The 14750-nt window shown below is 72.6% G+C and carries 18 protein-coding genes; 10 read left to right on the plus strand and 8 right to left on the minus strand.

Annotated elements, in window-relative coordinates; genetic code table 11:
• The first annotated feature begins 254 nt into the window (after positions 1-254).
• On the plus strand, positions 255-914 hold the full coding sequence (locus miv_RS01530) for an HdeD family acid-resistance protein (RefSeq protein WP_048430329.1): 660 nt from the start codon (positions 255-257) through the stop codon (positions 912-914).
• 61 nt (positions 915-975) lie between these two features.
• Here miv_RS01530 and miv_RS01535 read toward each other — a convergent pair whose 3' ends face one another.
• The 6 genes from miv_RS01535 to miv_RS01560 form a co-directional block, all read right to left on the minus strand.
• Complete coding sequence (locus tag miv_RS01535; protein WP_207181073.1) at positions 976-3114, minus strand: S9 family peptidase; 2139 nt, start codon at positions 3112-3114, stop codon at positions 976-978.
• A gap of 72 nt (positions 3115-3186) precedes the next feature.
• Positions 3187-3615 carry a SufE family protein gene (locus miv_RS01540; protein ID WP_207181075.1) on the minus strand — a complete coding sequence of 143 codons (429 nt, stop codon included), beginning with the start codon at positions 3613-3615 and terminating at the stop codon, positions 3187-3189.
• Positions 3616-3704: 89 nt separating this feature from the next.
• The gene (locus tag miv_RS01545; protein WP_207181076.1) at positions 3705-4697 is read right to left on the minus strand and encodes a sensor histidine kinase; all 993 of its coding nucleotides are present in this window, start codon (positions 4695-4697) and stop codon (positions 3705-3707) included.
• A gap of 122 nt (positions 4698-4819) precedes the next feature.
• Complete coding sequence (locus miv_RS01550) at positions 4820-5209, minus strand: DoxX family protein (protein WP_207181077.1); 390 nt, start codon at positions 5207-5209, stop codon at positions 4820-4822.
• Between the two features lie 64 nt (positions 5210-5273).
• Complete coding sequence (locus miv_RS01555; RefSeq protein ID WP_048461451.1) at positions 5274-6143, minus strand: S1 family peptidase; 870 nt, start codon at positions 6141-6143, stop codon at positions 5274-5276.
• Positions 6144-6275: 132 nt separating this feature from the next.
• Positions 6276-7031, minus strand: coding sequence for a trypsin-like serine protease (locus miv_RS01560; RefSeq protein WP_425312957.1), 756 nt, complete (start codon positions 7029-7031; stop codon positions 6276-6278).
• 222 nt (positions 7032-7253) lie between these two features.
• On the opposite strand from miv_RS01560, the gene miv_RS01565 reads away from it, so the two are divergent.
• Both miv_RS01565 and miv_RS01570 read left to right on the plus strand, forming a co-directional pair.
• A complete protein-coding gene (locus miv_RS01565) occupies positions 7254-7478 on the plus strand; it encodes a BrnT family toxin (protein ID WP_425312958.1) in 225 nt (74 codons plus the stop codon).
• Entirely contained in the window at positions 7475-7801 is a 327-nt protein-coding gene (locus tag miv_RS01570; protein WP_207181079.1) for a BrnA antitoxin family protein, read from the plus strand. The genes miv_RS01565 and miv_RS01570 overlap by 4 nt, the downstream gene beginning before the upstream one ends.
• 40 nt (positions 7802-7841) lie before the next feature.
• On the opposite strand, the gene miv_RS01575 is transcribed toward miv_RS01570, so the two are convergent.
• Entirely contained in the window at positions 7842-8459 is a 618-nt protein-coding gene (locus miv_RS01575; RefSeq protein WP_207181080.1) for an HAD family hydrolase, read from the minus strand.
• Between the two features lie 172 nt (positions 8460-8631).
• Positions 8632-9054: a hypothetical protein gene (locus miv_RS01580; RefSeq protein WP_207181081.1), complete on the minus strand. Its 423-nt coding sequence runs from the start codon at positions 9052-9054 to the stop codon at positions 8632-8634.
• 262 nt (positions 9055-9316) lie between these two features.
• Between miv_RS01580 and miv_RS01585 the strand changes: the two genes are divergently transcribed.
• The 7 genes from miv_RS01585 to miv_RS01615 all read left to right on the plus strand — a co-directional run bounded on the left by miv_RS01585 (position 9317) and on the right by miv_RS01615 (position 14720).
• Positions 9317-9694 carry a PepSY domain-containing protein gene (locus miv_RS01585; RefSeq protein ID WP_048431372.1) on the plus strand — a complete coding sequence of 126 codons (378 nt, stop codon included), beginning with the start codon at positions 9317-9319 and terminating at the stop codon, positions 9692-9694.
• Between the two features lie 35 nt (positions 9695-9729).
• A complete protein-coding gene (locus miv_RS01590; protein WP_048431373.1) occupies positions 9730-10407 on the plus strand; it encodes a response regulator transcription factor in 678 nt (225 codons plus the stop codon).
• A complete protein-coding gene (locus tag miv_RS01595; RefSeq protein ID WP_207181082.1) occupies positions 10404-11921 on the plus strand; it encodes a sensor histidine kinase in 1518 nt (505 codons plus the stop codon). Before miv_RS01590 ends, miv_RS01595 begins: the two co-directional genes overlap by 4 nt.
• A gap of 33 nt (positions 11922-11954) precedes the next feature.
• On the plus strand, positions 11955-13118 hold the full coding sequence (locus miv_RS01600) for a glycosyltransferase family 61 protein (RefSeq protein ID WP_058619833.1): 1164 nt from the start codon (positions 11955-11957) through the stop codon (positions 13116-13118).
• 70 nt (positions 13119-13188) lie between these two features.
• Complete coding sequence (locus tag miv_RS01605; protein WP_207181083.1) at positions 13189-13992, plus strand: SHOCT domain-containing protein; 804 nt, start codon at positions 13189-13191, stop codon at positions 13990-13992.
• A gap of 52 nt (positions 13993-14044) precedes the next feature.
• Entirely contained in the window at positions 14045-14404 is a 360-nt protein-coding gene (locus miv_RS01610; protein ID WP_207181085.1) for a type II toxin-antitoxin system RelE/ParE family toxin, read from the plus strand.
• Positions 14391-14720, plus strand: coding sequence for a helix-turn-helix domain-containing protein (locus tag miv_RS01615; protein ID WP_048431376.1), 330 nt, complete (start codon positions 14391-14393; stop codon positions 14718-14720). The genes miv_RS01610 and miv_RS01615 overlap by 14 nt, the downstream gene beginning before the upstream one ends.
• Positions 14721-14750 lie beyond the last annotated feature (30 nt).

The following is a 14750-nucleotide window of genomic DNA, read 5'->3' on the forward strand; positions in this document are numbered from 1 at the left end:
TGAATTCCACGCAACGGCCCGAATGCGGGCCGGGCAAGGCGCCCGCCTCGGCTCGGTAGACGCAGGGGCAGCGGCGTGGGTTCCGCATTGCGGCAAAAAAGCCGGAGCGGGAGCGGGATGAATTCCGGCCGCGAACCGTTTCGCGCGGGGCCGGCCCGCGCCCGGGCGGAACGGCCGCGCTCGCCCGACGTTCACGTCACGTAGTCCCGGCCCCGACGGCCCTCGCCCCGGAAATCGCACCGGAGGATAATCGCATGAGTACTGCAGCCCCGCTTCCGAATACCGCGCCCGGCGCTTCGTCCCCTTACGGCAGCGCCGCCGATCCGCTCGCGCGGCTCAATGCGATGAGCGCGGTCCTGGCCCGCAACTGGTGGCTGATCGCCCTGCGCGGCGTCTTCGCGATCCTGTTCGGGATCGTCGCCCTGATCGCGCCGGGCGCGACGCTCCTGACCCTGGTGATCCTCTTCTCCGCCTACATGCTGGTCGACGGGATCACCGAGATCGTCGCCGCGGTGCGGGCGGCCGAGCGGCACGAGCGCTGGGGCTATCTCCTGGCCGCGGGTGCGATCAACATCCTGGTCGGCGTGCTGGCCTTCCTGATGCCGGGCAGCGCGCTCGTCGCCTTCGTGTACCTGATCGCTGCCTGGGCCCTGGTGACCGGCGGCCTGATGATCGCCGCCGCCTTCCGGCTCCATCTCGACCACGGCCGCTGGTTCCTGGCGATCGGCGGGGTGCTCTCGGTGCTGTTCGCCGTCGCCCTGATCGCGAGCCCGGCCCTGTCGCTCCTGGTCCTCACCTACTGGATGGGCGGCTACGCCATCGCCTTCGGGGCCTTCATGCTGGTCCTGGCCTTCCGGCTGCGCAGCCGGCACGCCGGGACGGGCGCGCCGGGTGGTTCGATGCGGGCGGCGTGAGACGCGACGCCCGCCCCCTCCCCCCTCTGCGGGGGAGGGTCTTCCGCTCCTGTGCGGGAGCTCAAACGGCGGCCTCCGCCCCCACCGCCGCCAGCGCGAAGACGTAGATCAGCGCCACCTCCTCCAGCCGGTCGAAGCGGCCCGCGGCACCGCCGTGGCCGGCTTCCATGTTGGTGCGCAGGAGCACCGGCCCGCCCCCGGTCATGGTGGCGCGCAGGCGCGCGACCCACTTTGCCGGCTCCCAGTAGGTCACCCGCGGGTCGGTGAGGCCGCCGAGCGCCAGGATCGCCGGATAGGCCTTGGCCGCCACGTTGTCGTAGGGCGAGTAGGACAGGATCGTCTCGAAGGCCTGGAGGTCCGTGCCCGGGTTGCCCCATTCGGGCCATTCCGGCGGGGTGAGCGGCAGCTCGCCGTCGAGCATGGTGTTGAGCACGTCGACGAAGGGCACGTCGGCGACGATGCCGGCGAAGAGTTCGGGCGCGAGGTTGGCCACCGCCCCCATCAGCATGCCGCCGGCGCTGCCGCCATGCGCCACGATGCGGCCCGCCCCCGTGTAGCGGGCCTCGATCAGCGCGCGGGCGGACGCCACGAAGTCCGAGAAGGTGTTGGGCTTCTTCTCGCGCTTGCCGTCGAGGTACCAGCGCCAGCCCTTCTCGGTACCGCCGCGGACATGCGCGATGGCGTAGACGAAGCCGCGGTCGACGAGCGACAGCGGGTTGGTGCGGAAGGCCGCCGACATCAGCGAGCCGTAGGAGCCGTAGCCGTAGAGGAGGAGCGGCGCGGTCCCGTCGAGGGGGGTGTCGCGCCGGTGCAGCAGCGAGACCGGCACCTGCTCTCCGTCCGGCGCGGTCGCGAACAGACGGCGCGTCACGTAGGCCGCCGGGTCGTGGCCGCTCGGCACGTCCTGGCGCTTGCGCAAGGTCCGCTCGCGGGTCGTCGCGTGGTAATCGTAGGTTTCCGCCGGCGTCGTCATCGACGAGTAGGTGAAGCGGACGAGGTCGGTGTCGAAGGCGTGGCCCGGCGAGAGGCCGAGCGAGTAGGCCTCCTCGGCGAAGGCGACGGTGTGCTCGACGCCGCTCTCGGCTTCGCGCACGATCAGGCGCGGCCGGGCGTTCTCGAGTTCGAGCCGCACGAGGTGGCGGGCGAGCACGTGCTGGAACCGGATCATCACCCCGGCGCGGTGCGGGATCAGGTCGCGCCAGTTGGCCTTCGCCGGGTCGTCGAGCGGCGCCACCGCGATCTTGAAGTCCTCGGCGCCGTCGGCGTTGGTCAGCACGAACAATTCGTCGCCGCGATGCTCGACCGAGTAGATCAGCTTGTGTTCGCGCTTCGCCACGACCCGCAAGGGGGCGAAGGGCGTGGCGCGCTCGGCGAGGTGGACCTCCGAGGTCTCGTGGTCGTTCGCCGTCACCACCAGGTAGGCGCCGGACTGGGTCTCGCCGATGCCGACGAAGAAGCCGGAATCGCTCTCCTCGTAGACCGTCTCGTCGTCGCTCTGCGGCGTGCCGAGGCGGTGCAGCCGCACGGTCGCGGGGCGGTGGTTCTCGTCGACGGCGACGTACCAGAAGGCGCGGCTGTCGGCGCTCCACACCACGTCGCCGGTGGTGGCGAGCACCCGGTCCTCGAGGTCCTGGCCCGTCGCGAGGTCGCGGACCCGGATGGTGTAGAGCTCGGAGCCCTTGGTGTCGGCGCTCCAGGCGACCAGCCGGTGGTCGTCGGAATGGGTGGCGTCCTCCAGGCTGAAGAAGGCGTGCCCCTCCCCCTCCCGGTCGCCGTCGATCAGGATCTCTTCTCCCTCCCCGGCGAGGTCGCCGACGAGGCCGGGGGCCACGCGGTCGGCCGGGCGGCGGCAGACCAGGGGATGCTGCCCGCCCTCGCGGTAGCGGGTGTAGTAGGCGAAGGGACCGTCGAGGTCCGGCACGCTGCCGTCATCCTCGCGGATGCGCCCGCGCATCTCGGCGACCAGGGTCTCGCGCAGCGCCGTGGTGCCGGCGAGCGCGGCCTCCGCGTAGGCATTCTCGGCGACGAGCAGGTCCCGGATCTCCGCCGGCAGCGCGGAGGGGTCCTTCAGCACGTCCTTCCAGTTCTCCGCCTTGAGCCAGGCATAGGGGTCGGTCACCGCGCGGCCATGGACCGTGACGGTGACGGGCCGGACGGGCGCCGTCGGCGCGGCGGTGGGCGGGCTCAGGCGAAGGGTCATGCGGCTCCCCGGGAGGTGGCGTCTGGCACGGATGTGCCGTCCCGGGGGCGCCGCCGCAAGGGCGCGCGGCGCTCACGCCGCCGCCGCCGCTCCTTGAGCGTCCGCCCGGATGCGGTCCATCATCGCCCGGGCGCCGTTCGAGCGCTGCGCGGTGAGGTGCTCGGAGAGGCCGAGCGTCTGGAACAGGCCGAGGGCGTCGGCCCGGGCGGCGTCCGCGGCTGTGCGGCCGTCGAAGAACGCGATCAGGACGGCGACCACGCCCTTGGTGATGTGGGCGTCGCTGTCGCCGAGGAAGTGCAGCCGCGGCTCGGGGCCGGAACGGTCGACCCGCGTCTCGAGCCAGACCTGGCTGACGCAGCCGCGCACCCGGTTGGCCTCGGTGTGGGCCTCGTCCGGCAGGGGCGGCAGCTTGCGGCCGAGTTCCATCAGGTACTGGTGGCGGTCGTCCCACTCGTCCAGGAACTCGAAGTTGGAGACGATCTCGTCGATGGGCGGCAGCATGGGACCTGACGGCGCGCTGGAGAAGGGGAGACCCGGCATATAGGCGGGCGGGGACCCGCCCGCCACCGGGGACCCGTCCGAGGCTGGGTTCAGCCCGGCAGCGTCAGGTCGAGGGGCGAGTCCTGGGTGCCCCCGCCCGAGACCGCGATCCCGGCCTGGCCGGCATAGGCGGCGATCAGGCGGGGCCCGAGCCGCGGCACGCCGTCCGGCGGCACGCCGGCGACCCCGCCCAAGGCGATGCGGACCCGCACCGGCTCGTCCGGCGAGCCCGCCGGCACCTCGACCCGGGTGACGCAGGCGACTCCTTCCCCGGTACCGTCCAGGCATTCGGCGACGATCTCGGCCAGGATCATTCCCAGCGCGTTGACGATGCGCGGCTCGAGGAGGAGCGTGCGATCCGCCTCGACCGTGACGGCGATCCGCCCGGCCCGGCGCAGCTGCCCCAACCCCTCGGCGAGGCGCGTCAGGTAGTCGGCGAGGTCGACGCTGGCGATCTGGGGCGCCTCGTGCAGGTGCTGCTGGACGAGCGCGATCGCCCGCACCCGCTGGCCGAGCGCCTCGAAGGCCGGGCGGCAGGGCGCCGGCGCCGCGCGGCCGTAGAGGCCGATCAGGCTGACCGTGACCTGCAGGTTGTTGCGCACCCGGTGATAGATCTCGGCGAGCAGGGCCTCCTGCTCGGAGAGCGCCCGGGCGGCCTGCGCTTCGGATTCCTTGCGCTCGGTGATGTCGAAGCAGGATCCGGCGAAACCCGTGAAGGTCTCGCCCTCGTGCAGCGGGTAGGCATGGCCATGCATCCACCGGAAGGCGCCGTCGTGCCGGCGCAGGCGGTACTCGGCGCTGTGGGGCGCCCGCCTCTCGTAGGCCGCCGCCAGGGCGGCCTCGTGATCGGCCCGGTCCTCGGGATGCAGCCCCTCCTTCCAGCCGTAGCCGACCTCGTCCTCCGCCGCGCGGCCGCGGAACGCGGTCCAGGCCGGGTTGACGTAGATCAGGCGCGCCTGCCGGTCGGCGCGCCAGATCATCAGCCCGGCTCCCTCGGCGAAGCTGCGGAAGGCCGCGTCCGACGTCGTTGTCTGCGAGGCCATGGTCCCACCCGTTCCCTGTCGCCGATCCGCTCCTTCAGGGCCGGTCAACGTGCCGGGCCCGGCGCCGTTCCGGCGCGCGGGCCGAGGAACGAAAAGACGGGGGAGGACGAAAAGGCGAGAGATCAGCGCCGGTTGAGGGCGAAGCGGCCGGGCCCGGCGGCCGCGATCATCAGGAGGCCGCCGATGATCGAGAGGTTCTTCATCGCCTGGATCTGGTTCGTCCGGAAGGCATCCCCCGTCATCGACCAGAAATTGTGGAAGACCACGATCGTCGCGAGGGTGAAGACCGCGAGCAGGACCGAGGCCGCGCGGGCGTAGAAGCCGAGCGCGATCAGCAGGCCCAGGCCCAGCTCGGCCGCGATGGTGAGGTAGGCCAGCACCTGCGGGTAGGGCATCCCCTTGCCCGAGACCGCCGCCACGACGCCGGCCGGGTTCATCAGCTTCTGGGCGCCGGAGACGCAGAACAGCACGACGACGAGGATGCGGGCGAGACTGAAGACGGCTTGGCTCATCGGGAAGCTCCAGGATCTGACGGAGCCCGTTGGAAGACCTGGCCGCGGGACAGTCAAGCTGCTGTCAGCGCCCCCCGGTCCAATCCGCCGGATGGGGGCGGGCGCCCGCCGGCATCGCCTCGCCGGGCTGGAACCGGGCGAGTTCGGCGGCGCGGGCGTTGATCCAGCCGGCATGCTGGCCGACCGGCGTCACGGCGGTGAAGCCGCCGCAGGCGGTGCGGACCCGGCCCTGCTGGGCGGCGCCGCTCGACCAGCTCACCACGCCGACGAGCTGGTAGCCGCCCGGACCGCCGCGCAGGATCGGACCGCCGGAATCGCCCAGGCATGCGCCGGCGCCGGCGGTCTCGGCGAGCGTGGTGCGGTCGGCCACCACCGTCACGGTGTTGGCGACCTGGAGTTCGCCGAGCGAGACGAGGCGGGCCTGGCGCAGCACCCGGGCGGAGCCGCGGCGGTTCTCCGCCACCACGCCGTAGCCGGCGATGGCGACGGTGTCGCCCTGCGCGATGTCGCCGGCATAGCGCGCGTCGAGGGGGCGGAAGTCGGGGCCGAGGGGCTCGCTGATCTTCAGGATGGCGAGGTCGGTGCCGGGCTGGGTCTCCGGCGTGGTGCCGGGGACGAAATCCGGGTGCATCGAGGCGGCGATCGCCCGCAGGCGGCGCTGGCGGAAGTTGCGGTCGACGGCGACCACCCAGTAGCCGGCCTTGCGCATCACGCAATGGGCCGCCGTCAGCACGAGGTCGGGGGCGATGAGCGAGCCCGAGCACATCTCGCCGGTGGTGCTCTCGATCCGCACCACCGAGCCGCGCAGGCCGTCGGGGTCGCGGGTCACCTCGCCCCGGACCACGGCGCCGGCGGCCCCGCTCCACAGGCCGAGGGGCGCGGCCACCGCGAGAGCGGCCAGGGCGGGACGGAGGCGGGACGGGAGAGCGCGCATGGGACCCAACCTACGAGCGCGCGGCCACGCTCGACAAGGGAAGTCTCGCGCCCCGGGTGCGGTTCCGCACCGGCACCGGGGCGCAGCGTGAACGAAACCGCGAGCGGGGCCCGGCCGCGGAGGCCGCGGCCTTCACTCCCAGCGCGCCGGAGCGCCCCAGGCCGCGGTCGTGCGGTCGATCCAGGCCCGCTGCGGCCCGACCAGCACGCCCTGCGAGACCCCGCCGCAGGCCGCCTTGCCGGTCCCGCTCGCCCAGGTCGTCACCGCGAGCACGCCGCCGCCCGCCCCGACGACCGGCCCGCCCGAATCGCCCTCGCAGGCGCCGGACGCCGTCGCTCCCTTCAGCCAGACCAGGATCCGGCTCGGGCCGTAGAGCTCGACCACCGGCAGGGTCGCGGTGCGGAAGGTGCCGGTGCTGCGGTGGTCGCCGGGCCGCGCCACGCCGTAGCCGCCGAGCGTCAGCGGCGTGCCGGCGGCGGTCGGGGCCTCGGTGAGGCTGGCCGGCACGAAGCGGGCCGGGAGCGCCGCCTCGGTGCGCAGGAGCGCGAGGTCGATCGAGCGCCGCCGCCCGGCGATGGCCCCGGCATCGTAGCCCGGATGCACCGCCCGGGCGGCGACCCCGAGCAGCACCGGCGCCCCGGCCTCGTCGCGAAAATGCACCCGGTGCTCGGCCCCGGGGGCGGCGCAATGGGCCGCGGTGAGCACCACGTCGCGGGCGAGCACGATGCCGGTGCAGACCCCGCCGCGGGAGGACAGCACCATCACGCTGGAGCGCGCCGGTGCCCCGTCGGGTGCCTCGGTCCCGCCGACCACCGCCCGGGCGGGGGTGGCGAGGGCCAGGAGGGGAGTAAGGAAAACAGCGAGGAGCGGGAGGGCTGGGCGGATCACGTCGCTCTCGGGGCAGCGGGGCCGGAAGGCCCCTGCCCTGCCCGATCCGGCGCGGGAGGTCCAGGGCAGTAGACGGGGACGCCCGATGGAGACGACGACCGGCAGGGCCAGATCGGCCAAGGCGGCGACCGAGATAGCCACAACGGGAATGGCGGCCGATATTTCTGTACACACAAAAAATCTTGCCTGCGGGATTTGGGCATGGTCAGATGATGCATGCGGATGGTCTGGGACGAGCCCAAGCGCGAGAGCAACATCCGCAAGCATCGGATGGATTTTGCCGATGCGGACGATCGGTTCGAATGGGCGGACGCCGTAGTCGAGGCGGCCAAGCCCGGGCCGGACGGGCGACCGCGCTTCCTCGCGGTCGGCTTCCTCGACGGGCAGCGAGGCCATCTCGGCCATCAGCCTACGGCGGGCGAGCCGCAGCGAGAGGAGTCGCTATGACCAGACGTAGGGCGAGCCTGCCGCCCCTGACCGACGAGGAGGAAGCGGAGATCCAGGCCGGGATCGCGCAGGATCCCGACAATCCGGAGATCGCGGCGGAGCAGCTCGCCCGGATGCGACCGGCCGCCGAGGTGCTGCCGCCCGCTCTCTACGCCGCCCTGACGCGTCCGCGCGGCCGGCCCAAGGCCGAGGTGACGAAGGTGCCCGTAACGATCCGCCTGGATCGGGATGTGGTCGAGGCGTTCAAGGCGACGGGCGAGGGATGGCAGACCCGGATGAACGACACCCTCAAGCGGGCGGCGAAGCGGCTCGGCACGCGGTGACGCGCCCTGCACCGGCCTGACCGGGCGCTCACGGTCCGCCCTACGGGTCCACGCCCCATGCCGCCAATTCGCGGCGAAACCCCTCCACCGCGGTGAAGTGGTGCGCGCGGAGCCCGGCTCGGCGGGCGCCCGCGACGTTCTCGGCGAGGTCGTCGACGAACAGCGCGGCGGAAGGCGCCACGGCGAGGCCGGCCAGGCAGCGCTCGAAGCACGCCACATCCGGCTTGGCCGTGCCGAACGAGGCCGAGGCGTAGATCCGGTCCCCGAAGAGCGGCCGCAACTCGGGGCAGATGACGTCGACGTGGTCGGTCAGGAGTTCCGGGTTGTTGGTCAGGACGGCGATCCCCGTCGTGGCGCGCAACCGCGCGGCGAGCGCGAGCATCGGGCCGTTCGGCGCGACCGCGGCGCGGCGCGCATCGACCCAGTCCGCCAGGGAGACGGGACGGCCGATCCGCTCGCCGAAGGCCTGGAGATAGGCCTCCCGCCCGAGCGCCCCGCGATCGCCCTCCGCCTCCAGGCCGCTATCCCAGACCGCCGCCCGGATGGCGTCAGGGGCGATGCCGGTGATCTCCGACAGGCGCTCGGCGCGCCGGCGGCGGCTGTAGTGGTAGAGGACGTCGTCGAGGTCGAACAGGACGAGTTCGATGCGGCCTTCCATCCTGAAGGGCTCCCTGCAGCCTGCGATCGGGGCAGCCAGCTGCGCCGCGACGCTTCCGCATCGATAGCGGGGGTGGGCACGAACTGACAAATCCGAACCGTCGAGTCCGGGCCGGCAAGGTCGCGGCGTCGGGCCTGTTCGCGGATCGCGTGCGCCGATGCGAAGGTGCCCGCTACGGCTCCGTCATCGCGACCGGGATCGGCCGCACCGGCACGGCCGCGGCGTCCGGCGGCGCCAGCGCCACGGAGGGCGGCACCGGGCCGAGGCAGCCGGTGCAGACCGAGGCGATCGCCCGGTTGGCCCGCGCGGTGATGCGCGCCTCGAACGCCTCCCGGGCCGCGGCGGCGCGGGCGACCGCCGCCAGCCGCGCCGCCTCCGCCTCGCGCGCGGCCACGGCGGTCTCGTCGCCCGATCCGTCCGGCGGCACCTCGTCCCGGGGGCGGATGCGCAACAGCAGCGGCGCCCCGGGCTCGGTCACGGCCGCCGGCTCGGCGACCGCGCGCTCGGACGCGGCGTCCTGCGCGGCCGCCGGAGCGGCAAAGGCCGCGCCGGCGAGGAGCCAGGCGGCGAGGAACGGGAAAACGGCGGGACGCATCGAATCTCCCCGGGTGACGGCCTGCAGGGTCGGACGGCGCGGTGAACGCCGCCTTAACCATAACGGCCGCGCCCGAGCTTCGGTTCACCCATTCCGGTTCGGCCGCCCGGCCTCCCCTTCGCGGGCAATTCGAACGACGGCCCGGAGCCCATCCGGACCTTCCGGGTTGACCCCGGGACGCGACCGGTCCGGGGCTTCCGCGGGCAGCCCGGCCCGGCCGCATTCAGGGTGCATTCAGTGCCCGACGCCGATGGTCCCCGTCATGCGCCAGCTCGCCCTCCTCCTGCTCCCCGCCCTCGCCGGCCTCGCCGGCGCCTCGGGCTGGCTCGCGGCCGCGGAGGAGCGGGACGAGACCGCTACGGGGGCGGTGCCGGCCCGGCCGGTCAAGGCCGCGGAGACGACCCAGACCTGCCTCTCCTCCGGCGACCTGCGCGAGGCGGTGGCGGAGAAACGGGTGGTCGAGCCGGTGGCGGCGATCCGCGCGGCGCGGGCCGCCGTGCCGCGGGCCGACATCGTGCGGGCCAACCTCTGCCGCCGGGACGAGGCGCTGGTCTACATGCTGACGGCCTTGCGCAAGGACGGGCAGTTCGTGCACGTGATGGTGGATGCTCGCTCCGGCAAGGTGGCCGGCCAGTGGTGATCCCGGTTTTGTTCTGGGCTTGAGGGGTTCGGATCGTGCGTCTGCTCGTGGTCGAGGATGACCGGGACCTCAATCGCCAGGTCGTGAGCGCCCTGGAGGAGGCGGGCTACGCCGTCGACAAGGCGTTCGACGGCGAGGAGGGCGCGTTCCTGGGCGAGACCGAGCCCTACGACTGCATCATCCTCGACATGGGCCTGCCGAAGGCCGACGGCGTCTCGGTCCTGTCGGGCTGGCGCCGGGCGCAGATCAAGACCCCGGTCATCATCCTCACCGCCCGCGACCGCTGGAGCGACAAGGTCAACGGCTTCGATGCCGGGGCCGACGACTACGTCACCAAGCCCTTCCACATGGAGGAGCTGCTGGCCCGGGTCCGCGCGCTTCTGCGCCGCACCGCCGGCCACGCCACGAGCCAGATCGGCGTCGGCCCGGTGGTGCTCGACACCCGCTCGGGCCGCGTCTTCGTCGACGGCAGCCCGGTCAAGCTCACCTCGCACGAGTACCGGCTGCTCTCCTACCTGATGCACCATACCGGCCGGGTGGTCTCGCGCGCCGAACTGACCGAGCACCTCTACGACCAGGATTTCGACCGCGATTCGAACACCATCGAGGTCTTCGTCGGGCGCCTGCGCAAGAAGCTCGCGGTCGACCTGATCCAGACCGTGCGCGGCCTCGGCTACCTGATCGACGCGGGCACCGGCGGAAAGCAGCCGTGAGCGGCCCCGGCCGGGCCGCGGCCGAGGCGCCGGGACGGACCGAACCGGCCGAGACGGGCCTCGCCGGCGCCCCCGCCACGGGCTCGTCCGCCCCGCGATCCTGGCCGTTCGGCTGGCGGCCCTGGCGCAAGCGCTCGATCGCCGTACGCCTCGCGGTCTCGGCGCTGCTGTCGAGCGCGCTGATCCTGCTGATCGCCGGCCTGATCCTCTCGACCCTCTACCGCGAGACCACCGAGCGGGCCTTCGACAGCCGGCTCCTCGTCTACGCCAACGATCTGGCCACCAACCTCGTCTCGCCCTCCGATTCCGAGGCGCGCAACTTCGGCTCCCTCGGCGACCCGCGCTTCGACCTGCCGCTGTCGGGCTGGTACTGGCAGGTCGGCCGGCCGAATGCCCGGCCGCGGGACCTGCGCACCTCGCGCTCGCTCGTCGGCGTGCCGCTCCAGCCGCCCGACGACGCGGTCGGCGAGGCCGGGGCCGGGCAGCTGCGCAAGGGCTACGGCAAGGCGCAGGACGACCGGCCCCTGCGCATCATCGAGCGCACCGTCGATCTCGGCGAGGAGGGCCGCTACCTCGTGCGCGTCGCCGGCCCGTCCGACGAGATCGCCGCCGACATGCGGCGCTTCACGCTCGCCCTCACCACCACCTTCGCGCTCCTCGGCCTGTCGCTCGGCCTCACCACCCTCCTGCAGATCCGCTTCGGCCTCGCGCCGCTGATCAAGCTCAGGGCGGCGCTCGGCGCCATCCGCCGCGGCGAGGCCGACCGGATCTCGGGCGAGTACCCGCGGGACATCGCGCCGCTGGCCGGCGAGGTGAACCTGCTGCTGGAGACCAACCGCGAGATCCTGGAGCGGGCCCGCACCCAGGTCGGCAACCTGGCCCATGCACTCAAGACCCCGCTCAGCATCATCGTCAACGAGGCCTCGGCGGGGGACGCCAACAGCGAGCTCGCCGTGAAGGTCCGCGAGCAGGCCGCGGTGATGCGCGATCAGGTGAACTACCACCTCGACCGGGCGCGGGCCGCGGCGCTCGCCGGCGCGCTCGGCACCTTCACGGATGTCGAGCCGGTGGTGGCGGCGCTCGTGCGCACCTTCGGCAAGATCTTCTACGACAAGGACCTGACCTTCGAGACCAGCGTCACCCCGGGCCTGCGCTTCCGCGGCGAGCGCCAGGATTTCGAGGAGATGATCGGCAACCTCGTCGACAACGCCGCCAAATGGGCCCATTCCCGGGTCGCGATCCGCGCCGAGGTGATCGGCCAGGGCGAGTACCCCCACCTCATCGTCACGGTGGAGGATGACGGACCCGGCCTGCCGCCCGAGGCCCGGGTCGCGGTGCTGGAGCGCGGCCGGCGCCTCGACGAGACCAAGCCCGGCTCGGGGCTCGGCCTCTCCATCGTCTCCGACCTCGCCGCCCTCTATCGCGGACGCCTGCGCCTCGACGCCGCCGCACTCGGCGGCTTAAGGGCAGTGATCGAGGTGCCGGGGGATGCGAGCCCGGCGGCGCAGGCCTGACGGCCCGCGGATGACGGGACACCCCAGGGCAGCATGATCCTGCAGCGGAGCGAAGCGGTCTACGGCCATGCCGAGGTGCGCCAGGGCCGGCCGGCCCTGCGCCTGGTCGAGGATGCGCGCTACCTCGTGCGCACCCCGGGCTGCGACAGGATCCCGGTGATCTTCGACGCCGACGGCCGGATGGTGGCCGAATCCCTCGACCACCACAGCAGCGAGCGCACCCCGACCTGGCAGGCGACCGAATGGCCCGTCGATCAGGGCCCGGTGACCGAGGCGGCGCCGGCCGGCCCCCATCTCTATATCGGGGCGATCCACCCGCATTACGGCCACTTCGTCATCAACACCCTGGCGCGGCTCTGGCCGCTCCTCGACCATTCCGGGGAAGCCTCGGTCGACGGGGCCGTGCGTCCGACGCTGCTCTGCCACGGGCCGGGGCTCGGGGCGGACTGGAGCGCCACCCCGTTCATCCCGGAGATCCTGGGCCGGCTGGGTCTCAGCGTGATGGACCTCGCCTCGTTCGGGCACCCGGTGCGGATCCCGACCCTGCTGGTGCCCCAGGCCGCCCTGCAGCAGGACGACTACGCCTTCCCGGTGCTGGCCGACCTCTGCGGGCGGATCGGGCGCGGCTACTACGCGCCCGATGAGGTCGATGCCGACCCCCAGCCGGTCTACCTGTCGAAGACGCGCCTGACCGCGGGCGTGCGGCGCTTTGCCAACGAGGCGGCGGTGACGGCGATCCTCGAGCGCGAGGGGGTGCGGATCGTCCACCCCGAGCTCCTGAGCTTTCCCGAGCAGGTGCGCCTGTTCGCCCGCCACCGGGTGGTGCTCGGGGCCAACGGCTCGGCCTTCCACACCCTGCTCTTCGCGCCCCCGGGGCGGCGGGTGATCGTGCTCTCCGACCGGCTCAAGCTCGGCGGGACCTACCGGCTGATCGATCTCATCACCCGCACGCGGGCGCATTACTACTACCCGGTCGGGACCACGAGCCACGCCGGGAACGGCTTCACGGTCGACTTCACCCTGCCGGAGCCCGAGACCGTGGCCGCCGAGCTCCTCGACAAGATCGCCCGCATCGACACCCTGCGGGAGGACGACATGCGCACCGATCCGGGCGCCTGGCACCTCTCGCCGGCGATCCCGCCCCTGCCGCGGCGGCACGGCGGCCTGCTGGCCCGGCTCCTGCCGGGACTCGGCTGACGCCGGATCGCCATTCCCCGCGGGCAGGGACTGCGCTAAGCCCGGAGTGCCCCCCCGGAGCGAATGACCGATGCCCGACCTCGACGCGATCGCCGCCCGCCACGGCGTCGGCCTGGACGCCGTCCGCCACCTCCTCGACGCGCTCGCCCGCGGCCACGGCCGGATGGCGCAGTTCGACCATCCCGACCTCGGCGGGCTGGGGCAGTGGAGCGCCGGCGGCATGACGATGATCGGCGACATGTTCAATGCCGGCCTCAAGGCCCGGGTCGTGGCGCTCTGCGACGAGCTGGCGCCGCTCGCCACGGCGATGCCGGCGCCGGGCCGGGGATCGAGCCAGAGCCAGGGCTTCGGCTCGGCGGAACCCTGGAGCGGGTCTTCCAGTGGATCCTGGGGCGGCTCCTGGTGGCCGGACGGTCTCGGCCAGCCGGCGACCTCCGGATCGCAGAACGACACGCGCTACGCCTTCTTCCCCGCCTCCCGCCGCCTCGCGATCGAGACCGGGGGCCGGGTGACGCTCTACGATACCGGCGACCACCAGATCGGCGGCGTCTCGCAGCAGCAGGGATCGTCCCACTCCCTGAGCTTCACCAGCCAGTACGGCTCGGTGCGGCTGGAGGAGCTGCCGGTGGTGGGAGCGCCTGCGCGGAACGAGGGCGGGCCGGCCGCGAGCCCCGTTCCCCAGGCCACGTCCTACGCCGCGCCCGCGCCGGAGGCGTCTCCGCCGCCGGCCCCCTCCTGGCCCGCCGCTGCGCCGGCCGCCCCGACCGGGGACGTGTTCGGGATGATCGAGCGCCTGTCGGAGCTGCACCGCCGGGGCGTGCTGACCGAGGCCGAGTTCGCCGCGAAGAAGACGGAGCTGCTGGCGCGGCTGTGATGCGACGCCGTGGCTCTCTGGCAAAATGATGTCAAATATGACACCATAAGCGATGCTGGGTCGTTCAAGGCCGATATCCTGGCTGAAATCAGCCAGGAAGGAATTCGAAGCGTTCCCGGCAGGCGCGCGTGAACGCACGCTCCAAGCCTTGGACATCGCCGCTGCGGGAGGCATGGCAGGAATCGCGAAGCCTTTGAAAGGGTTCGGCTCCAGCATTTTTGAAGTTGCGCTCAAGTACCGGACCGACGCGTTCCGCCTAGTCTATGCGGTGCAGATCGGCGATGCGGTTTGGGTCGTCCATGCGTTTCAGAAGAAGTCGACATCGGGCATCAAGACCTCGCAGGCGGACCTCGATCTCGTCCGTCAGCGGATCAAACAGCTGATGGAGCTAGTGAGCGATGGACAGCGATGAACTCGTGCATGGCAGCGGCAACGTCTGGGAGGATTTCGGCTACGCCGATACCGACATGCGTCAGGCGAAAGGCCAGTTGGCGGCGCGCATCATCGCCGCTCTCGACCAGCGTCAACTCACGACCCGCAAGGCGCACGCGTTGACCGGCTTTGCCGCGGCCGACTTCTCGCGGGTGCGCAACGCCGATTACGGGCGGTTCACACTGGATCGGATGATTCGCATGCTCCATGCGCTCGATGCGGACGTGGAAGTCAGGATCGCGTTCGAGCGGCGGGATGCTTCAACGCAGCCGAGCCGCCCTCTCGAACGCGCCTGATCATCAATCACTGCTGATTGATCACGCGGC

Origin of the sequence: Methylobacterium indicum (assembly GCF_017347565.1) — a bacterium.
GTDB classification, from domain to species: Bacteria; Pseudomonadota; Alphaproteobacteria; order Rhizobiales; family Beijerinckiaceae; genus Methylobacterium; species Methylobacterium indicum.